Genomic DNA, 19,241 nt, shown 5'->3' with positions numbered 1-19,241 from the left:
GTTTCATGCCGGATGAACCGGTAATTCGGTATTCTTGGCTTAGCCGACGATTTCGGTCTGAGCGAAGAAGTATGCAATTTCGATTGCAGCGTTTTCGAGCGAGTCCGAACCGTGGACCGAGTTCGCTTCGATGGATTCTGCAAACTGTTTGCGGATGGTGCCTTCCTCGGCATTTGCCGGGTTGGTTGCGCCCATTACTTCGCGGTACTTAACGACGGCATCTTCGCCTTCGAGAACCTGGACAACAACCGGGCCAGAGACCATGAAGTCTACCAGCTCGCCAAAGAACGAACGTTCTTTGTGAACTGCATAGAAACCTTCAGCCTGAGCGCGGGTCAAAGCGACGCGCTTCTGTGCGACAATGCGCAGGCCAGCTTCTTCGATGACGGCATTGATTTTGCCAGTCAGGTTGCGGCGCGTTGCGTCCGGCTTGATGATCGAAAGAGTGCGTTCGACAGCCATTGGTTTCACCTAAGCTTTGTAAAAATTCGTTACCCCCAAAGAGGGCCCCCAAGAAGCCCCCCGAGTACAAAGGGCCTGCGGAAGATAAAGGCGGTACCAAAGACCGCCCTTATCATCCACAGACCCGAAGGTTGGCGCTATATAAACGGGGTTGGATCGCAACGCAACACATAGTTCTACCGCTGCAAACCAGACCTGCAGCCGTTGCATTCACCCGTTTCGCCTGCAAAACGCCCCCAAAAGGCATGAAACTGCGATTTAGCACCGGTTTTGCCCGGATCTGTCATCGAAATCACACAAGCCATGACAATTTGAAGAATCCTTGCGTCAAACACGCTCCTGCCCTATTGAAAGCACAGAAATCCTTGCGATTCCCCCTAAACTGCGCCCAAAGCGCCCGCAAACCAGTTCAAGAGACCAACCGAAAATGCTGCAAATTACCGACCTCACCTATCGCATTGGCGGACGTGTCATTCTTGACCGGGTATCGCTGACCATCCCGGATGGCCACAAGGTCGGCCTGATCGGGCGCAATGGTGCGGGTAAATCGACCCTTCTCAAACTGATCTCGGGCGACCTGCCCGGCGATGGCGGCGATATTGTGCTGTCCAAGCGGGCCCGCATGGGCGTGGTATCGCAAGAAGCCCCGGCAGGTTCGCGGTCGCTTCTTGAAACCGTGCTGGCGGCCGATACCGAACGCGCCGATTTGCTGGCAGAGGCCGAAACCACCACCGACCCGCACCGCATTGCCGAGGTCCATACACGCCTGGCCGATATCGAAGCCCACACCGCCGAGGCGCGTGCTGCCGCCATTTTGTCCGGCCTTGGTTTTGACGGCGAAGCCCAGCAACGCCCCTGTGATGATTTCTCGGGTGGCTGGCGCATGCGTGTGGCCTTGGCGGCCACCCTTTTCCTGCGCCCGGATCTGCTCCTGCTTGACGAGCCGACCAACCACCTTGATCTCGAAGCCACCATCTGGCTTGAAAACTATCTGATCAACTATCCCGGCACGATCATCCTGATCAGTCACGATCGCGATCTTCTCAACCGGGTGGTCAAATCGATTGCCCATCTGCATGACGGCACCGTGACACTTTATGGCGGCAACTACGACAAATTCGCCAAGACACGCCGCGAACAGATGGAACTGGCCTCCAAGCATTATGAAAAACAGATCGCCCAGCAAAAGCATCTGCAATCCTTCATCGACCGCTTCCGTGCCAAGGCCAGCAAGGCCAAGCAGGCACAAAGCCGCGTCAAAATGCTTGAAAAAATGGGCCCGGCCATCCCGGTGGTTGAGGATCGCGGCATTTCCTTTGACTTCCCAAGCCCCAAGGAACTGCCGCCACCCCTGATCAACATCCATGACGGCGATGTCGGCTACGAAGAAGGCAAACCGATCCTGCGCAATATCAGCCTGCGCATTGATATGGATGACCGCATTGCCCTTCTCGGCGCCAATGGTAACGGTAAATCGACCCTGGCAAAGCTTCTGGCTGATCGCCTGCAATTGATGTCAGGTGAAAAACATGCGTCGAACAAATTGCGCATCGGCTATTTCGCCCAGCACCAGACCGATGAACTGCGCGGTGATGAAACGCCCTATCAGCACATGGCATCCCTGATGCCCGATGTGATCGAACACAAGGTCCGCGCCCAGCTCGGCCGCTTTGCCTTCGAAGGGGCCAAAGGCGACACCAAGGTCAAGGACCTCTCGGGTGGGGAAAAGGCACGTTTGCTATTTGCCCTGATGACGCTTGATGCCCCGCATATGCTCATCCTCGACGAGCCGACCAACCACCTTGATATCGACAGCCGCGATGCGCTTAACCACGCGCTCAATGCCTATGAAGGGGCGGTGATCATCATCAGCCACGATCCCTATCTGATCGAAGCCTGTGCGGATCGTCTGGTTCTGGTGGCTGACGGCACGGTCACATCGTTTGACGGCGACGTTGCCGAATACCGCCAGTATCTTCTCGATCGTGCGCGTATGGAACGCCGTGCCAACAAAAACGGCGGCGAAGACGGAAACGGCAATGGCAAACCCGCCAAACGCGACCGCAAGGCCGAACGCCAGCAGGCGGCTGAAAAACGCAAAGTCGCCGCCCCGATCAAGCGCGAAGTCGAAAAGCTCGAAAAGCAGATGGAAAAGCTTTCCGAACGCAAAGCCGGCATCGAAGAAAAAATGGCCGACCCGACCCTTTACGAAGACGCCAACGCCCAAAAACTGGCCGACATCCAGAAGGAACTCGGCCAGATCGAAAACGAACTTGCCATGGTCGAACAGAAATGGCTCGACAAGCAGGAAGAATATGACGCGATGGTCGCCTGAGACCCTCGCCTCAATCTGATCAACATACAGGCCCGCAATACATGATTGCGGGCCTGTGTTGTTTCTGCCCTTTGCGCAGCACTTCCTCACGGAACAAGCCCGTCGGCAACCAGTCATCAAGTCGCCAAAATTCCGCCGCAACCTTGAATTGCCGGGGTAAAGGCATTCCACGCAGGAGATGGTCATGGTTGACAACATCTATGGAACCGACGGCAACGACACGATTATCGGAACAGAACAGGACGACAGGATATATGGACGCGAGGGCGACGATTATGTCCGCGCGCTGGGCGGCAACGATCACCTGTTTGAGCTGGGGTTTGGTGATGACACGCTTGATGGCGGTGCCGGACATGACGACATCAATGGTAGTGCCGGAAACGATACGCTGTTTGGCGGGTCGGGCAATGACGAACTCAATGGCGGATCGGGTGCTGATGTGATTGATGGCGGCCCCGGTCGCGATGAAATCACCTTCGGCTTCACGCAAGATCCGTCAGGCCAGGGCGTTTACGTCAATCTCACGACCGGCATCGGGTTGGGCGGCGACGCAGAGGGCGACCGCTACAGCAATATCGAAGATATCCGTGGTTCAAACCAGGGCGATGTGCTGATCGGCGATGACGGCAAAAACGCCTTCTACCAAAACTACAATCGCACCGATGACGGCGACGTGATGCAGGGGCAAGGCGGCGATGACACCTTCTATGCCGCGGCCAGCACCGACTTTTCCGAGGACCGCACTAATATCTTTGATGGTGGTGACGGGATTGACACCATCAGCTATATCGCCGGCTGGGGCAATGATGCGCCATATGGCGAATATGGCCCGCAACCGGTCATCAATCTTGCAACCGGCACGGGCCGCACCGGCGATCATTTCATCAGCATCGAAAATGTCGATGGCAGCAATCAAAGTGACCTGATCATTGGTGATGAAGGCGACAACCGTCTTATCGGCAATCGTGGAATTGATACGATCTATGGCCGCGATGGTGATGACGTCATTGTCGGCGAAAACATCCATGGCGAAGCCGGAAATGATACGCTCACCGGCGAATGGTATGATGTCTCGCTTTATGGCGGCGATGGGCATGATACGCTGCGCGCCGGGCCCCTTGGTGATCCGGTTTTCAGCGACAACCTTTTGTCGGGCGGGGCCGGCAATGACTGGCTCGAAGGCAATAGCGGCAATGACACCTTTGTTTTCGATGCCGAGGCCTCAAGCCGTGACCGGGTTGTCGGGTTTGAAACCGGTGACAGCGACGAAACCGGCAATCACCCCGATACCCTGCTTCTGACAAGCGACCTTCAGGAACGCTCCGGCATCACGGATTTCGACAGCTTCCTTGATCACACCACCCAGACCGGCGATGATCTTTATGTCGATTTCAGCAATGGCGATCCGTGGACATTTGGCGTGATCATCGAAGACACCGACAAGGATGATCTGGCCGCTGATCATGTCCTGTTTGCCGATGTCTAAATCGGGCGAACTCAAATCCTCATACAATTGGATTTTGGGTGCGGTCTGACCGGGACATAAAAAAAGCCCCGCAGGACGTGTTTCCTGCGGGACTTTTCAATTATTTTGAATAATCGCGATGATTATTCAGGAAGCTTGAATACCGGCAGGACCGATCCTTCATACTTGGTTTCGATGAATTTGCGCACCGCATCATCGTGGTAAGCTTCAACCAGCGTCTTGACCCACGGCTCGTCCTTGCGCGCGGTTTGGGTAACAATAACATTGGCATACGGGCTGTCATTGCCTTCGATCGCAATCGAATCCTTGATCGGGTTCAGACCGGCTTCCAGCGCATAGTTGGTGTTAATCGCCGACGCATCCAGATCATCCAGCGAACGCGGAAGCTGTGCGGCGTCAAGCTCTACAAAGCTGATATTCTTCGGGTTTTCGATGATATCAAGCGGACTGACCACAAGGCCCGCCGCCGGATCAACCTTGATCAGGCCATGGGACTGTAGGACCAGCAACGCACGACCGCCATTGGTCGGATCGTTCGGAATGCCGACCTCGGCACCGTCTGCCAGTTCATCCAGGCTTTTGATCTTGTTGGAATAAATGCCCATCGGGGTCAGGATGTTGTAGCCCACCACCGAAAGCTCATACCCGCGATCCTTGATCTGGTTATCAAGATACGGCACATGCTGGAAGCTGTTGGCATCGAGATCGCCATCATCAAGCGCCTGGTTCGGAATGACATAATCCGAGAAGCTGACCAGTTCGATGTCCAAGCCCTTGGTGGCCGCGACCTTGACGACTTCTTCCATGACTTCTTCGTGCGCACCCGGGGTAACGCCGATTTTGATCGCGTCATTGGCCAGTGCCTGACCGGTGAGTGCGGATGCCAGAACGACAGCCGCCGTCAGTTTAAGGAAAAACCGCATTGTAAAACTCCTTGATTTCATTTGGGTTTGTGCGGGAATTTGGCGAATGTGAGTAATCCTCACATTCTGATTTTGTTCGATGAGATGCTCAGATGTTGCGTTTGTCGGCCTTGCGCGCCAGATAGTCGCCAAAGCTTTGCACGACCTGCACGACGACAATCAGCGTGATGACAACCGCCGCCATGACATCCGGGCGGAAACGCTGATAGCCATAACGAATGCCAAGATCGCCAAGCCCACCGGCACCAACGGCGCCGACCATCGCGGAATAGCCAATCAGGGTCACCGCGGTCAGGGTCAGACCGTGAATGATGCCCGGCAATGCTTCGGGCAACAGAACCTTGGTCACGACCTGCACCGGGCGCGCGCCCATGGCCTGGGCGGCTTCGATCAGGCCGCCATCGACTTCGCGCATCGCACCTTCGATGATCCGCGCAATGAACGGAATGGCCGCCACAGTCAATGGCACGATGGCAGCAGACGTGCCAATCGAGGTGCCGACGACAAAGCGGGTAAACGGAATGATCGCCACCGCCAAAATGATGAACGGGACCGAGCGGGTTGCATTGACCAGCGGGCCAAAAACGCGCTGGAACCAAAGGGCTTCAAACAGCTCCCCCCGGCCAGAGGTGGCGAGCAGCACACCAAGCGGCAAGCCAAAGGCCGTCGCAATCGTAAGCGAGACGGCCACCATATAAAGGGTTTCACCGGTCGCCTGAAGCAGAATGGGTGCAAGGGTAGAAAACATGACTTAGCCCTCCTGCCCGGCGGCAACGCCGCTGGTATTTGTATTGGTTTTGGTGGTGCTGTTCGCATCTGATCCGGCGCGGAAATCCATGAATTCATCGGCCAGAAGCGATTGGGTGGTCGCGTGTTTCGGATCGGCAAAGATGCCTTCAACCGCGCCCTCTTCGACAATCACACCAGCATCCATGACCGCCACACGGTCACACAGCGCCTTGACCACCGCCATTTCGTGGGTGATCACCACCATGGTCAAACCAAGGCGTTTGTTGATGTCCTTAAGGAGTGTGAGGATCTGACGAGTGGTTTCCGGATCAAGGGCGGATGTCACCTCGTCACACAGCAAAACCTTGGGGTTGGATGACAGCGCACGCGCAATGCCGACACGCTGTTTCTGACCGCCCGACAGTTCGGCCGGGTAGCGATCACGCTTTTCTTCAAGCCCGACAAGCGGCAACAGCGGATCAACCGCCTTGGCGATCTCGGCCTTGGTGACACCGGCAAGCTCAAGCGGCAGCGCGATGTTATCAAACACGGTGCGTGACGACAGAAGGTTGAAATGCTGAAACACCATGCCGAGCTGACGGCGGAACAACGGCAAATCGCGTTTGGAAAGTGTCGTGACATCGGTGCCATCAACCGTGACCGAGCCCGAGGTCGGGGTTTCAAGCAGGTTGATGCAGCGGATCAGGGTTGATTTGCCCGCACCCGAGCGGCCAATAACGCCGACGATTTCGCCAGCAGCGATATCAAGATTGATGCCGCGCAGCGCAACATGTTCGTCGCTGCCACGCCGGGCTGCATATGTTTTCTGGACGTTCGAGAGCCGGATCATGGATCCCAACCTTTCCGTAGATACAAAAAAACCGCCACGGCTTTACCGAGGCGGTCGTACATACAGAGCATATACGCCCTCTCGCTTTAGCCGCATTTTTAGCGCGCCCGCAAGCTGAGGAGCAAATCGGCGCGTTCAACACCCCTTGTCTATCTGACCCGATGTCATTGTTCAATGGCTAAAATCATGCATTTCACGCATGGCATGTATGATTCCCAAAAATACAACACAAAAATTTTGTTTATTGAGCACCTAATGGCCCGACATCACAAAGCCCCACCCTGTTCGTCTATCAGGGGTCAATATCAATGCGGGATTGAACAGATGGCCTTTGCCAACCGGATCAACGACCTTGCCCGAACACTGTCGCAATACCCGACTTTTGTCACAGTCATGGGCAATAAGGTGGATGTGCGTACCAAGGAGCAATTGGGGACACTGTCTGCCGAGACAGCCAAGCTCGAAGCACTGGCGGCCGAGGGAGATACCGCCATCGCAAATGGCACCTGCACGGACCCAGCGGGGCTTTCATCCCGGCTGGACTTCAACGCACCCCAGATTTCATCCCTGCTGACCGCCTTTGCCGCCCAAGATTCCGAGCGTCTGAAATCGATGAGCATCATCAGCAAACAGAAGTTTGATGCCTATGCTAAGAACCGGCTGGGTGCGGAAAAGCGCTTTGCCGAAGAGGTTTCCCAACTGCTCACCCAAGAATCTCAGGCTGTCGGACAACTTGAAAAACCACAACAGCCCAAACCTGCCCCTGACCTTACACCCCAGCCAAAGCCCGAGCCTCGGCCGCAACCTGCTCCGAAACCAGGTCCTAAGCCGAAGCCCGTCATGTCCTTACAAGAGGTCATTGCATCCTTGCCCGGATATATGCAGGTAAACCATCCAGAAGCTATTTCCGACTTTGATGCAGATAGTCTGAAAGTGGCCTGCGACACCGCCGGGGAATCCGCAATCAAGCTTGGCGTTAAAACACCGGATGGGATCGTTGATTATGCCACGGTGCAATTCACGGGTGGCGCAAACGTCACCAGCCAAGCTTGGGCAAGCGCAATCCTGAAAGATAAGGCCCTGGGCACCATTGATGACCGTGTCGCAATCCTGAACAACGCCCTGCAAGCAAGGCTTTCACTTGCCAGTGTTTTGGGCGCTGACACATCCCCCGAACCGATCAACAGCTGAGGACGTTATGGCACAATATACTCTACAGCTAACCGCCCCTGCTGGCGCTTATCCGTTTGATGAGGTGCGGGTATCATTGACCTGCGACAATCAGCCACAGCAAACGCACAACATGACCCTGACGCCCGGCGTGGCCGAATCCCATGAGTTCACCATCGACAACGGAACCTGGCGTTTACGGGTCAATGGTGCCGGGTTTGTGCCGATTGACGAACAGAATATTGTGGTCAATGGCGACGGACTAAATGCCAAGGATCTCACCGTCATTTACTACACTCTTCACACGGATCGCAATCGCGACGGTGCCGTTGACGGGGCGGGCATCATTAATCAATTCACGCCACCCGCAATCACTTTTGGCGTGCATGGTCAAGGTGCCATTATCCCGGTCAATTGTAACCGTGATGACAATACAATCACCGCCGGTTATGCCGACAATCAGGACGATAAGGTCAATGGCAACAATGATCTTGCGAGCGGGACGGGCCGGATTGAGATACGCCGCACCATTGCCGGTCCTGTAGTCGGCGTGCCCGCAGCGTGGGAGCTTAAGCTTAAGGTCATACGCGAAACTTTGGCCGATGACGAACCTGAGAAGCATATCCGGATCTTTGATGGTATGCTGCAAGACAGCGACGAGATGATCGGCCCTGAAACCGACAGCTTCGCCCGCCCGACCACGGCTGATGTCGGAGCGAGCAAAATCTATGCAATCGAAGCCGTGCGCTTTGCCGGGCGCAACTTTGCCAACGGTGAATGTGGCCTTGTCCTCAGCGTTATTCAGCCCGAAGTCACTGGACCGGACACCACCACCTATTGGTATGCAGATAGACTTATGGTTGCTCGGTGGATCGGCAATCATCATTTGCAAACCGTCAGTGATCTTTACGTTGCCATTGCAACCAATGATGACGGATCAGACAATCAACTGTTCAGAGCCGCGCTTGGTAATGCCGCCGGTGCTGATAATCCGGCGATCACGGTTACACCCGGCGATCCGGAAAATGCACAGGAAATCGATATCCCGTATCTTAACGGCAATGTCTGGGACGATTACGCCCCGGCGGGTCAGACCGCACCCGAGCCGGCTGGCGATGACCGATGGATGCGCGACACTGTGGTTGCGGGTTACAGCAGCTGGCCGGGAAACAATAATGCCGCGCTGTCGAAGAACGCTTTCATGAAAACCCACCGTTGGGGTGCATTGCAGAACTGGGTTTTCGAAAGTCTCCTGAGTGCCGATGTCGGCGTGTTCTACCCGGCGGCCGGAAGCACTGACGATATTGTGTCGGGAAATTCGGGTGGCAATATTGCCGTGACACCGCCGGTCAAAAAGACCACCCTTGCCGGGACGACCAGTTATCGGTTTGGACGGATCTATTACGGGCATAACCAGGAGCATCAGGTAGACCGAAGCAGCCGCGACTTCATGGCTGCACAAAACATGCAAGCGCCCATCGTTCTTGATACTGATTGGCTTTATGTCGGCCATGTTGATGAAATGATGACCTTTGTGCCAGATCCGAACCCGGCCGATCCATTCAAGAAATGGAAGCTACTCGTCGCAAGCCCAGCCGAGGCATACCGTCTGCTGACAGCCGCCCAGGGTGCACATGGGGCGGCAAACATGCTTAAACGCCCGGCTTGGAACGGCGGGAACAATCAGTTTGATTATACGGATCTTGAGATTGACGGCACGCCAGTTGGCGCAACCATCAATACCTTTCTTGGCAACGGTAATGCGCCATTGGATCATCCGGAAACCGGTGCATCCTACACCTATGAACAACTGCGCAACTGGAATATCCATGGCGTAGAGGCCGTTATTGCGCAGAATATTGACCGATTAAAAATGGCGTTCGATCTGGCCGATGATGATATCATCAAGGTCCCGGTCATTTTCTATCCAGAAGATTACATCGACGAACCCTATGCGCTTCTGGACATGCTAGATCCCACAGCACTGGATGATGATGACGGGTTCAACATCTATCCGGGGGTTGATGGCGGTTTCCAATGCGGCGCATTGACCGGCGACATGCCCAACATGTTTGTTGGCAACACGCGCTTGATGATTCCCAAGCCATATGGCCCTTGGATTGTCGATCTGACAGACAACGTCAATCACGGGTACGATCTGTTTGAACGCGATTTACAGCAAAAGCTTGCAGCCATCGTTAATGGTCCAACTTGCGTCTTTATCGACGATTGGGTCGATTATCATACGATGCTTGGCGAAATTCACTGCGGCACCAACGAGGTCCGCAGCCCATATGATGGCCAAACGGCATTTGGCAATGCGCGGTATGGCCAATGGTGGACTGCGGTTGATGCCTGATATCATTGCACATGAAATGGGAGCGCCCCGATGAGCGCAGAAAGCGACTATCAACAAGCCCTGAAAGATATCGCAAGCCTTGCCAAGCGCGAAGCAGCCCGCGTCACCAGACGCCCCGCTGCAAAGGCCATTGATCAGCTATTTCGCAAATATGGCGGCACCATCGCCGCCCCGCTGATTGCTGATTTAAAGGCCGGCGCGTGGAAGAAATGGGAAAGCTGGCAACTGGGCGGTGCCATGTCCTATCTGGGAAGTTTCGCCACATCAGATGCTGTTGCGCCGTTGCGTGACATCGAACAGAACTATCCGGTTGCCGACATTCAGACACAGGCAAAGGAATTGGCAGACCTTCTGGCGACACTTGACGTTGCCGTATCGGAAGCCAAACAACTTGCGCAAGTTCAGGACGCCATAAAAGGCGGCAATACCGACGAGATGGCCCGCGCAATGCTATTGGCGCTAGCAAAAATTGACCCTGATTGGCCGGTGCGGGCCTCAGCCATTCAGAAGGATCTTTATAAACTGTCCGCAGACAGTTTTCCGGCGATCAATGAATTAGCTGCGGGCAAATTGTCGCAAGCCGACGTGACGAAGGCGTTAGTTGAAATTCTGTTCCGGCAGTTCCTCGGCAAGACCTCGCCGCCTTGATACCACACGAAATCAGCGTAATCAGCTTTCTGCTTTTTCCCCACGCCTTACTATTGAACACTCTATCACTGGGTGAAAAGCAGCTTTAAAAAACTGCGCAGCAGCATGACCTGATCGGCGAGTTTGCGGGGTTCGTTGAGTGCCTTTGACATGACGATGCCGCCTTCGAGCACGGTTGAAATCATGTCGGCGACTTGTTCGAGGTCGACCGGTTCTGTCGTCTGATATTGGTCGGCGATATCATCAAGGATCGCGCGGAACCGGGTGCGCCAGGCCAGAACGGCATGGCGGTTGAGATCGCGGACTTCCTTGTCAAACAGCCGTTCCTGATAGCAATAAACCGCAACGATGCAGCCCGGATGACCGTTGGGCAGATCTTCAAGCACCTCGGCCAGCATTTTAAGCGCTGCCAGCAATTGATGCAGCGGATCGTCGACCAGTTCGCGGGCGCGATCAAACACCTGATCGAGGATTTCGTCATCCTGTTCGATATAGCGTTGCAAAAGCGCGCGGGCGAGTTCGTTCTTGTCGGAGAAATGATAGAAAAACCCGCTTTTGGTCAGACCGGCTTCGCAAATGATTTCCTCGATCGAGGTCGCACCGAACCCCTTTTCCAGAACAGCCTGCGATGCGATTTCCAGAATGCGTTCGCGCGTGCGTTCGCCCTTGCGTTTGGGGCCACCGAATGTGTCGGTGATTGTCAGTTTTTCCATCTCAACCCTCGCTTACCCTACCGCCGGTACAGTTTTTCGTCGTCAAAGGCCGCCACGGCCGCGCCGAAAAACACCGGACAACCCATAAGTATCTGTTTTGAATATATTTTTGAAAATCTGAAAAACCTGACCGTGTGCCTACTAGATGCAAAACTCAATCAGGGCGAGATTTCCGATCCGCGATTACATACCCCCGCGGTAGAAATTTTGAAACCCAAAACTGAAATTTGGACCCATGAGCACAGGCAATCTGCCCCTTCCGCACCACGGAAAGGTAAAATTCATCACCGATGGTGGTCTTGAAACCACCCTGATCTTTCATGACGGGATTGATCTTCCGCATTTTGCATCGTTTGACCTTTTGAAAACGGATGCGGGCTGTGCGCGTATCACCGCCTATTACGAACGTTACCTTGATCTGGCCAAACAGGCCGAAGCCGGATTTATCCTTGAAAGCCCGACATGGCGCGCCAATCGCGACTGGGGGGCCCGGATCGGTTATGACGTGGATGATCTGGCCGATATCAACCGCAAGGCCATTGCCCTGATGGCGGAGCTTCGCGATCGTTATCATTCGGATGCTACACCCTGCCTGATCAGCGGCAATATCGGACCGCGCGGTGACGGATATGTGCCATCAGACCGGATGACGATCAATCAGGCGCGCGCCTATCACGCCCCGCAGATCGTTACCTTTGCCAAGGCGGGGGTCGATATGGTGTCGGTCGTGACCATCAACTATCCCGAGGAAGCCATCGGCATCGCCCTTGCCTGCCGCGATGTTGATATTCCTTGTGTCATTTCGTTCACGGTTGAAACCGATGGCAACCTGCCCAGCGGCGAGACCATCCGTGATGCGATTGCCATGGTTGATGCCGAGACCGGGGCTTACCCGGCCTATTACATGATCAATTGCGCCCACCCGGATCATTTCCGCGACCGACTGGAAGAAAGCGGCGACTGGAAAACGCGCATTTGTGGTGTACGGGCCAATGCATCGCGCCAAAGCCACGCCGAACTTGATGCCAGCACGCATCTTGATGATGGCGATCCGGATGAACTGGGGCAGCTTTATCACGATCTGGTTGATCTGCTGCCCAATCTGGCGGTGATTGGCGGCTGTTGCGGCACAGACCATCGCCATGTTGCGGCCATGACCAAACATGCCCTGCCGCGCCTTTTGGCAGCAGGCGCCTAAGAACCAAACACGAAAACCCAAAAAAAACAGGATACGAGCAATGATTGCAGAACCCGTACTGGAACGGGCGGCACGTAAGGGTGCCGCCCATCCAAGCCACCCGCGCCATCCACGCCACCCGCAACCGGTCACAAGCTTTGTCAGGGCGACCAAATCGGATGCCGATGCGATGGCCCAGCTGATCAATATCGCCGGTGAAGGTTTGCCGGTCTATTTGTGGCAAGGCATGGCAGAAGGCAGCGAGACGGCCTTTGATGTCGGGCGCAGACGCGCACAACGTGATGAAGGCGGATTTTCATATCGCAACACCACCCTTGCCGTCCGTCATGGTGAAACCGTTGCGGCACTTGTCGATTATGCCCAACCTGATCAACCAGAGCCGTTTGACCCGGCGGATATCCCGGCGATATTCGTACCGATCCTTGAACTTGAAAGTCTGGCACCGGGAAGTTGGTACATCAATGTTCTTGCCGTTTTTCCAGCCCACCGCGATCAGGGGATTGGATCGGCATTGCTTGCACGGGCCGAGGCCAATGCCCGGCATGCTGGTAAAAAGACTGTCAGCCTGATTGCATCGGATGGCAATCCCGACGCCATTCGCCTTTACCAACGCCAAGGCTTTGTGGCCTGTGCCCAACGCCCGATGGTCAAGGAAGGTTGGGAAAATCGTGGTCAGAACTGGGTGTTATTGATCAAGGAAATCTGAACAGAACCTTGAAACAACAAAGGCCGGAAGCACTCAGCTTTCGGCCTTTTTTTCCCACGACCCTTGCGGGGTTTGCTGCCAGTAGGACAGTTTGTGTCCGGCGTCTTTCCAGTCTTTCCAGCGCGTGCGGGCTTCAGAAACCGCATCGTGATCGCGATCATCAAACAGCATGATGACGCGTTCATAGTCCCCCACCTTGTCGCTCATGGCGCGGTCGGTCAGGAACAGGAACTGGGCATTGTTGGGATTTTCATCCTCGGCCGTCAGCCAGACCGGCTGCATTTCGGCATCGCCGTCGGATTTGGAGCCATGGGGCAACCAGCTTGCGGCGTCATAGGTCCAAAGCAGGGTATTGATCGCCTCGACCCGTTCTTCGACACCGGTCATCACCACAGCACGCTTTTCGCGCTCCAGCGTTTTGGAGAGCAGCGTGGGCAAGGCCCGTTCCAGCGGCATGCTGGTGAGATGGTAAAACCAGATATCAGCCATAGCCAATTGAGTATCGCGAAAGCAAAAACGGGGCAAGATGATCATCACCCTGCCCCGTCTTTTATTCAGTTATGCGTTCCTGAAATCAGGACTCGTAGTTATCGGCGACAAAGCGATCAAGCAGACGCACACCAAAGCCGGTGCCACCTTTTGGCACGACTTCCTTGTCAGACGTCGACCAGGCCATGGCGGCGATATCAAGATGCGCCCACGGGCGATCCTTGGTGATAAAGCGTTTGAGGAACTGAGCGGCGGTGATCGAACCGGCCGGGCGACCGCCGACGTTTTTCATGTCAGCAATGTCGGATTTAAGCTGCTTGTCATAGGCCGGCGACAGCGGCAGACGCCAGACGCCTTCATCCACCGAAAGACCCGCCGTGGTGATCTGGGTCGCCAGATCATCATTGTTGGAAAACAGACCAGCATTTTCATGACCAAGGGCGATGATGACAGCGCCCGTCAGGGTCGCAAGGTCAACAATCAGACGCGGATCGTATTTTTCCTGCACATAGGTCAGCGCATCACACAGAACCAGACGGCCTTCGGCGTCGGTATTGATGACTTCGATCGTCTGACCGGACATCGAGGTCACAACATCGCCCGGTCGCTGTGCGGTCGAGGACGGCATGTTTTCAACAAGGCCAAGCACCGCAACCACGTTGCATTTCGCCTTACGACCGGCGAGTGCCTTCATCAGGCCGGAAACCACACCGGCACCGCCCATATCCCACTTCATGTCTTCCATGCCGGCAGCCGGTTTGATCGAAATACCGCCGGTATCAAAGGTCACACCCTTGCCCACGAAGGCAATCGGTGCGTCCTTTTTCTTGCCACCGTTCCAGCGCATCACGACCATGGCCGGTTTGCGGGCCGAACCCATTGCAACACCCAAAAGCGCGCCCATGCCAAGCTTCTTCATTTCCTTTTCGTCAAGGACGTCAATCTCGACCCCGAGTTTTTCAAGGGCTGAGACTTCCTTGGCGAAGCTTTCCGGATAAAGAATATTGGCCGGTTCAGACACCAGATCGCGGGTGAAGAACACGCCTTCGACGACCTTTTTGGCACTTTCAAACTGTTTCTTGGCGTCCTTGTGATCGCGGGTGGCGATATCGAACGCCTTCAGGACCGGCTTGTCTTCCTTGGTCTCGGTCGTGCGGTATTTATCGAAACGATAATCGCGCAGCATCGCACCGGTTGCGAAATCACAGGCGAGGTTTTCCATATCAAACAGAACGGAAAGCTCTTTCTCGCCGGTGGAAAGCGCGCGTGCGGTGACGGAACCACCAAGTTTCTGGGCTGCAATCACGTCAAATTCGGCTTCCTTGCCGATCCCGAAAATGATCACGCGCGACAGATCGACATTGGCCGGTGCAAGGACCTGCAGGCTTTGGCCCGACTTACCCTTGAAGGTCGACGCCTTGATCGCCTTGGTGATCGCACCCCCGGTTGCCTCATCAAGTGCGACGGCACTGGGCATCAGATCGGCACCTTCGGTCGCGAAGGCGATAACGGCACCGGTTTTCGGAATGGCGAGATCGGAAAACGTGATCTTCATGGTGAACAGGACTCCTGTCATGTTTCGGGGCGCGCGGCCCTTATCAAGCAACCGCGCTTCAAAATACTGTTCCTAATCTAGCGCGTTAAACGCGGTTGAAAAGGCTTATCGTTCAAAAAGGTGCGGGATTTCACGCAAAGGCAACACCAACCCGACAAAACGCCCTACCGACGAATTGCGCAACATCAAGGCGCGATCAGGTTTGATCGCTACTATGACGCATTCCAACATTCCGGAGGTATGTCATGGCTGGTCGAACCGCGCCGATTTCGATTACCGAACCACAGAGGGCCACACATCCGTTCTGGACCGGGGCTTTTCGCCCGCTTTTCCTGCTGGCCGGGGTGCTGGCCATCGTGGCTGTTGTCTGGTGGGTGGCGGGCTTTGTGCATGGCATTGCAACACCCAGTCTGGGAACAGGATCATGGTGGCATGCCCATGAAATGATTTTCGGATTTGGCGGGGCGGCCATCGGGGGGTTCTTGCTGACCGCGATTGCCAACTGGACAAGTCGCCCACCGATTTCCGGTGCCATGTTAATGGCGTTAACCACAAGCTGGCTGATCGGGCGGCTGGCGATTGGGTTTGGCGAACATTTGGACCCGGCTTTGACGATTGTCGGGGCGCTGGTTTATTTCATCTTCCTGCTTGCCCTTGGTGTACGCGAACTGGTAGCTGCGCGGAATTACCGCAATATGCGGGTTCTGGCCGTCATTTCCATGATCGCGCTGTTTGACGGATTGTTTGTCGCCGCCTGCCTTGATGTCATCGCCCTTGATCCGGCCATGCTGTATCAAACGGCGATTCTCGCGATCATCTTGCTGATCGGCTTGATCGGCGGACGGGTCATCCCCGCCTTTACACGCAACTGGATGCAGCGCGAACAGATCAATGCCCCGATGCCCAGCATGTTTGGCCGATTTGACATGGTGTGTCTGGCCAGCATTGCGCTTGGCATCGTTGCCGTGATCCTTGATCCGGCGGGGATGATTGCCGGTTCTGTGTTGCTGTTTTCCGGGATTGCACATGCCATCCGTTTGATGCGATGGCGCGGCGTGCATAGCTGGCGCGAACCGATCGTGATCATGCTGCATCTTGGCTATTTCTGGGTGCCTGCCGGGCTTGTCCTGCTTGGTGTTGCGATCCTTTGGCCTGATGTTATGAGCAGCCGCGATGCCCTGCATGCGCTTACCGGCGGGGCGATGAGTTGCATGATCATTGCCATTGCCGGGCGGGCCGCCCTTGGTCATACCGGGCGTGAAGTGCGCGCAGGTTGGGCCTTGAACAGTGCGTTTGGGCTTATCTGGGTTTCGACCGTATTGCGTGTCATGGTTGGTTTTGCCGGATCGGGCTATGTCACTATTCTGGCAATTGCGACCCTGATGTGGATTGGCGGGTGGCTGGCGTTTTTGATGGGTTATGCGCCAGTGTTGCTGGGACCGAGCCAAAAGAAAACGCGCGGCATTCCGGTGCGGTAAAGCAAGGCGACCTAGCCAAAATCAAACAGTGAAAGCGACGGGTTGGATTTGATGTATTCGACTTCGTCGTTTTCGATATCGCCGGTGGAGTGCCAGCCGTGGCTTTCATAAAAGCCGTGCGCGCGGTTTTCCGGATTGGCCCCGGTGGTAAGCGAGATGTCATTACATCCCTTGGCAAACAGCCAGTCTTCGGCGGTGCGCAGCAATGCCGCCCCCACCCCGCGGCCTTCAAATTCCGGATCGACAAACAGCGCCCACAGTGTTGCTTCCTTGGGGATGGCAATGGCGAAGCCCGCGGCAGAGCCATCGAGATCGGCAAGCCAGATGCCGTATCCCTGTTCCAACCATTTGCCAAAGGCGGCCTTGGTGATGCCGCGTTCGGCCAGTTCGGAGGCGGAAAGGTGGTTTTCACGCACGCGGCTTCGGATGGCAAAAATTGCCCCTACATCGCCCAAACGGGCTTTGCGAATTTTCATCCCGGCCACTGCGTGTGCTTTCTTTCCAACCACGTCAAACTGTGCGGCAATTTAGCGATGTGACGCCGTAGTGCCAGTAAAAAATGCCAGCCAAAACGATCACCCCGCATACTTATTGGCCGAGATAATCCGCATCCGTCACGGGCTCCAACCAATCGACCGGGGAGCCATTGAGCTTTTCCTGAATAGCGATATGGGTCATCGCGGTTTCGGGACCGGCCCCGTGCCAGTGTTTTTCACCCGGTTCAAACCAGACGATATCGCCGGGACGGATTTCCTCAATCGGGCCGCCTGCGCGCTGCGCACGGCCAAATCCGGCGGTGACGATAATGGTCTGGCCCAGCGGATGGGTATGCCATGTGGTGCGTGCGCCCGGCTCGAACGTCACATTGGCGGCGGCCACACGGGCAGGATCAGTCGCACTGATGATCGGTTCGATGCGAACCTGTCCGGTGAAATATTCCGGGGATCCGACCGTTGAGGCCTGCGATCCGGCGCGTTTGATTTCCATGACGTTCTCCCTGTGGAATTATGGCTGAAGTCTTGTTGGCTCTGACTGCTTAGTTGCCGGCCATCAAGCGGACCGGTTGGCGTTTGGGGCCCCATGCTCCGGGTTTGGCCTGAAACACACCGGCACAATGTGTACCACAGCTTTTGCAAGCCCCCTGCGCATCAAGGTTCCAGTCAGAAAGCTGATACCAGTCACGGCCAATCAGGATGTCCCCGCAGCCGTGGCAAAAGGTGCTGCTGTGGGTTTTGTCATGAACATTGCCGACATAGGCATAACGAATGCCGTTTTCCATGGCGATCTTGCGCGCACGCACCAGTGTTTCCGGCGGGGTGCGGGGCGTATCCATCATTTTCCAGTCGGGATGAAAGGCCGAAAAATGCATCGGCACATCGGGGCCAAGTTCATCATGCACCCATGACGTCATTTCGTGAAATTCCGCGTCGCCATCATTCTCGCCCGGGATGACAAGGTTGGTCAGTTCCATCCAGACCCCGGTTTCGTGGCGCAGATATGTAAGCGTTTCCAGAACGTCACCCAGATGCGCCGAGCATAGCTGATGATAAAAGCGATCCGTAAACCCCTTCAGATCGACATTGGCGGCATCCATGTGGCGGAAGAACTCCTCGCGCGCCTTGTCGCCAATGTAACCCGCGGTAACCGCCACGGTGCGCAAGCCCATTTCGCGGCAGGCAATGGCGACATCGACGGCATATTCAAGGAAGATCACCGGATCATTATAGGTAAATGCCACCGCCGAGCAGCCATGCGCCTTGGCGGTTTTGGCGATCATTTCAGGGGTGGCGAGCGAGGAAAGCTTGTCCATCTCGCGCGCTTTGGAGATTTCGTAATTCTGGCAGAACTTGCAGGTCAGATTACAGCCCGCCGTGCCAAACGACAGGATCGGGGTGCCGGGCAAAAAGTGATTGAGCGGCTTTTTCTCGATCGGATCAATGCAAAAGCCCGAGGATCGACCCCACGTCGTCAACACCATCTGATCGCCTTGCCGGGCCCGGACAAAACACAAGCCCCGCTGCCCGTCCTTTAACTTGCAAAAGCGCGGGCAGACATCGCACTGAATGCGGCCATCATCGAGATGGTGCCAGTAACGTCCGGGCACGGTGTCGGTGTTGATTGCGGGATCAGTCATCAGCTT

General features: G+C 55.6%; 17 protein-coding genes and 1 pseudogene. 8 read left to right on the top strand and 10 right to left on the bottom strand.

What is annotated here, in order from left to right; genetic code table 11:
- Positions 1-39 precede the first annotated feature (39 nt).
- Complete coding sequence (gene ndk, locus WBY09_RS07665; protein ID WP_008891250.1) at positions 40-462, bottom strand: nucleoside-diphosphate kinase; 423 nt, start codon at positions 460-462, stop codon at positions 40-42.
- Between the two features lie 427 nt (positions 463-889).
- Between ndk and WBY09_RS07660 the strand changes: the two genes are divergently transcribed.
- Positions 890-2,797: an ABC-F family ATP-binding cassette domain-containing protein gene (locus WBY09_RS07660; RefSeq protein WP_336232397.1), complete on the top strand. Its 1,908-nt coding sequence runs from the start codon at positions 890-892 to the stop codon at positions 2,795-2,797.
- A gap of 184 nt (positions 2,798-2,981) precedes the next feature.
- Positions 2,982-4,283 (top strand): calcium-binding protein, encoded by a 1,302-nt coding sequence (locus WBY09_RS07655; protein ID WP_336232396.1) that lies wholly within the window; start codon positions 2,982-2,984, stop codon positions 4,281-4,283.
- A gap of 122 nt (positions 4,284-4,405) precedes the next feature.
- On the opposite strand, the gene WBY09_RS07650 is transcribed toward WBY09_RS07655, so the two are convergent.
- The 3 genes and pseudogenes from WBY09_RS07650 to WBY09_RS07640 form a co-directional block, all read right to left on the bottom strand.
- A complete protein-coding gene (locus tag WBY09_RS07650; RefSeq protein WP_286792005.1) occupies positions 4,406-5,206 on the bottom strand; it encodes a MetQ/NlpA family ABC transporter substrate-binding protein in 801 nt (266 codons plus the stop codon).
- Positions 5,207-5,294: 88 nt separating this feature from the next.
- The gene (locus tag WBY09_RS07645; RefSeq protein ID WP_008891244.1) at positions 5,295-5,954 is read right to left on the bottom strand and encodes a methionine ABC transporter permease; all 660 of its coding nucleotides are present in this window, start codon (positions 5,952-5,954) and stop codon (positions 5,295-5,297) included.
- A 102-nt stretch (positions 5,955-6,056) separates the two neighbouring features.
- Positions 6,057-6,785 (bottom strand): annotated as a pseudogene (locus WBY09_RS07640) (methionine ABC transporter ATP-binding protein); the annotation flags it as partial.
- Between the two features lie 174 nt (positions 6,786-6,959).
- Between WBY09_RS07640 and WBY09_RS07635 the strand changes: the two are divergent.
- From WBY09_RS07635 to WBY09_RS07625, 3 genes are read left to right on the top strand one after another with little or no spacing between them, the layout of a single operon-like run.
- The gene (locus WBY09_RS07635; protein WP_143588700.1) at positions 6,960-7,976 is read left to right on the top strand and encodes a hypothetical protein; all 1,017 of its coding nucleotides are present in this window, start codon (positions 6,960-6,962) and stop codon (positions 7,974-7,976) included.
- Positions 7,977-7,983: 7 nt separating this feature from the next.
- Positions 7,984-10,314 carry a protein-arginine deiminase family protein gene (locus WBY09_RS07630; protein ID WP_286793026.1) on the top strand — a complete coding sequence of 777 codons (2,331 nt, stop codon included), beginning with the start codon at positions 7,984-7,986 and terminating at the stop codon, positions 10,312-10,314.
- Positions 10,315-10,344: 30 nt separating this feature from the next.
- Positions 10,345-10,962 (top strand): hypothetical protein, encoded by a 618-nt coding sequence (locus WBY09_RS07625; protein ID WP_063087080.1) that lies wholly within the window; start codon positions 10,345-10,347, stop codon positions 10,960-10,962.
- A 65-nt stretch (positions 10,963-11,027) separates the two neighbouring features.
- Here the strand turns inward: WBY09_RS07625 and WBY09_RS07620 are convergent, their stop codons facing one another.
- The gene (locus WBY09_RS07620; RefSeq protein WP_063087079.1) at positions 11,028-11,675 is read right to left on the bottom strand and encodes a TetR/AcrR family transcriptional regulator; all 648 of its coding nucleotides are present in this window, start codon (positions 11,673-11,675) and stop codon (positions 11,028-11,030) included.
- Positions 11,676-11,910: 235 nt separating this feature from the next.
- Between WBY09_RS07620 and WBY09_RS07615 the strand changes: the two genes are divergently transcribed.
- Both WBY09_RS07615 and WBY09_RS07610 read left to right on the top strand, forming a co-directional pair.
- Positions 11,911-12,873, top strand: a complete 963-nt coding sequence (locus WBY09_RS07615) for a homocysteine S-methyltransferase family protein (RefSeq protein ID WP_063087078.1) — start codon at positions 11,911-11,913, stop codon at positions 12,871-12,873.
- Between the two features lie 40 nt (positions 12,874-12,913).
- A complete protein-coding gene (locus WBY09_RS07610) occupies positions 12,914-13,579 on the top strand; it encodes a GNAT family N-acetyltransferase (RefSeq protein ID WP_197145307.1) in 666 nt (221 codons plus the stop codon).
- A 33-nt stretch (positions 13,580-13,612) separates the two neighbouring features.
- Here the strand turns inward: WBY09_RS07610 and WBY09_RS07605 are convergent, their stop codons facing one another.
- Positions 13,613-14,068 (bottom strand): DNA polymerase III subunit chi, encoded by a 456-nt coding sequence (locus WBY09_RS07605; protein ID WP_063087092.1) that lies wholly within the window; start codon positions 14,066-14,068, stop codon positions 13,613-13,615.
- 85 nt (positions 14,069-14,153) lie between these two features.
- On the bottom strand, positions 14,154-15,623 hold the full coding sequence (locus WBY09_RS07600) for a leucyl aminopeptidase (RefSeq protein ID WP_197145308.1): 1,470 nt from the start codon (positions 15,621-15,623) through the stop codon (positions 14,154-14,156).
- A 245-nt stretch (positions 15,624-15,868) separates the two neighbouring features.
- On the opposite strand from WBY09_RS07600, the gene WBY09_RS07595 reads away from it, so the two are divergent.
- Complete coding sequence (locus WBY09_RS07595; RefSeq protein WP_197145309.1) at positions 15,869-17,101, top strand: NnrS family protein; 1,233 nt, start codon at positions 15,869-15,871, stop codon at positions 17,099-17,101.
- Positions 17,102-17,112: 11 nt separating this feature from the next.
- Here WBY09_RS07595 and WBY09_RS07590 read toward each other — a convergent pair whose 3' ends face one another.
- The 3 genes from WBY09_RS07590 to amrS all read right to left on the bottom strand — a co-directional run bounded on the left by WBY09_RS07590 (position 17,113) and on the right by amrS (position 19,235).
- The gene (locus WBY09_RS07590) at positions 17,113-17,577 is read right to left on the bottom strand and encodes a GNAT family N-acetyltransferase (RefSeq protein ID WP_197145310.1); all 465 of its coding nucleotides are present in this window, start codon (positions 17,575-17,577) and stop codon (positions 17,113-17,115) included.
- 112 nt (positions 17,578-17,689) lie between these two features.
- Positions 17,690-18,088, bottom strand: coding sequence for a (R)-mandelonitrile lyase (locus tag WBY09_RS07585; protein WP_197145311.1), 399 nt, complete (start codon positions 18,086-18,088; stop codon positions 17,690-17,692).
- Positions 18,089-18,137: 49 nt separating this feature from the next.
- Positions 18,138-19,235: an AmmeMemoRadiSam system radical SAM enzyme gene (gene amrS, locus WBY09_RS07580; protein ID WP_197145312.1), complete on the bottom strand. Its 1,098-nt coding sequence runs from the start codon at positions 19,233-19,235 to the stop codon at positions 18,138-18,140.
- Positions 19,236-19,241 lie beyond the last annotated feature (6 nt).

The sequence above is a fragment of the Thalassospira sp. CH_XMU1458 genome (genome assembly GCF_037027205.1).
GTDB lineage: Bacteria > Pseudomonadota > Alphaproteobacteria > Rhodospirillales > Thalassospiraceae > Thalassospira > Thalassospira tepidiphila.
Note: the sequence above shows the minus strand (reverse complement) of the source record. Positions and strands in the feature narration are given on the sequence as shown.

Coding starts and splice junctions, on each gene's coding strand:
- ndk (WP_008891250.1), bottom strand. CDS start 462: ATGGCTGTCGAACGCACTCTTTCGATCATCAAGCCGGACGCAACGCGC.
- WBY09_RS07660 (WP_336232397.1), top strand. CDS start 890: ATGCTGCAAATTACCGACCTCACCTATCGCATTGGCGGACGTGTCATT.
- WBY09_RS07655 (WP_336232396.1), top strand. CDS start 2,982: ATGGTTGACAACATCTATGGAACCGACGGCAACGACACGATTATCGGA.
- WBY09_RS07650 (WP_286792005.1), bottom strand. CDS start 5,206: ATGCGGTTTTTCCTTAAACTGACGGCGGCTGTCGTTCTGGCATCCGCA.
- WBY09_RS07645 (WP_008891244.1), bottom strand. CDS start 5,954: ATGTTTTCTACCCTTGCACCCATTCTGCTTCAGGCGACCGGTGAAACC.
- WBY09_RS07635 (WP_143588700.1), top strand. CDS start 6,960: ATGGCTAAAATCATGCATTTCACGCATGGCATGTATGATTCCCAAAAA.
- WBY09_RS07630 (WP_286793026.1), top strand. CDS start 7,984: ATGGCACAATATACTCTACAGCTAACCGCCCCTGCTGGCGCTTATCCG.
- WBY09_RS07625 (WP_063087080.1), top strand. CDS start 10,345: ATGAGCGCAGAAAGCGACTATCAACAAGCCCTGAAAGATATCGCAAGC.
- WBY09_RS07620 (WP_063087079.1), bottom strand. CDS start 11,675: ATGGAAAAACTGACAATCACCGACACATTCGGTGGCCCCAAACGCAAG.
- WBY09_RS07615 (WP_063087078.1), top strand. CDS start 11,911: ATGAGCACAGGCAATCTGCCCCTTCCGCACCACGGAAAGGTAAAATTC.
- WBY09_RS07610 (WP_197145307.1), top strand. CDS start 12,914: ATGATTGCAGAACCCGTACTGGAACGGGCGGCACGTAAGGGTGCCGCC.
- WBY09_RS07605 (WP_063087092.1), bottom strand. CDS start 14,068: ATGGCTGATATCTGGTTTTACCATCTCACCAGCATGCCGCTGGAACGG.
- WBY09_RS07600 (WP_197145308.1), bottom strand. CDS start 15,623: ATGAAGATCACGTTTTCCGATCTCGCCATTCCGAAAACCGGTGCCGTT.
- WBY09_RS07595 (WP_197145309.1), top strand. CDS start 15,869: ATGGCTGGTCGAACCGCGCCGATTTCGATTACCGAACCACAGAGGGCC.
- WBY09_RS07590 (WP_197145310.1), bottom strand. CDS start 17,577: ATGAAAATTCGCAAAGCCCGTTTGGGCGATGTAGGGGCAATTTTTGCC.
- WBY09_RS07585 (WP_197145311.1), bottom strand. CDS start 18,088: ATGGAAATCAAACGCGCCGGATCGCAGGCCTCAACGGTCGGATCCCCG.
- amrS (WP_197145312.1), bottom strand. CDS start 19,235: ATGACTGATCCCGCAATCAACACCGACACCGTGCCCGGACGTTACTGG.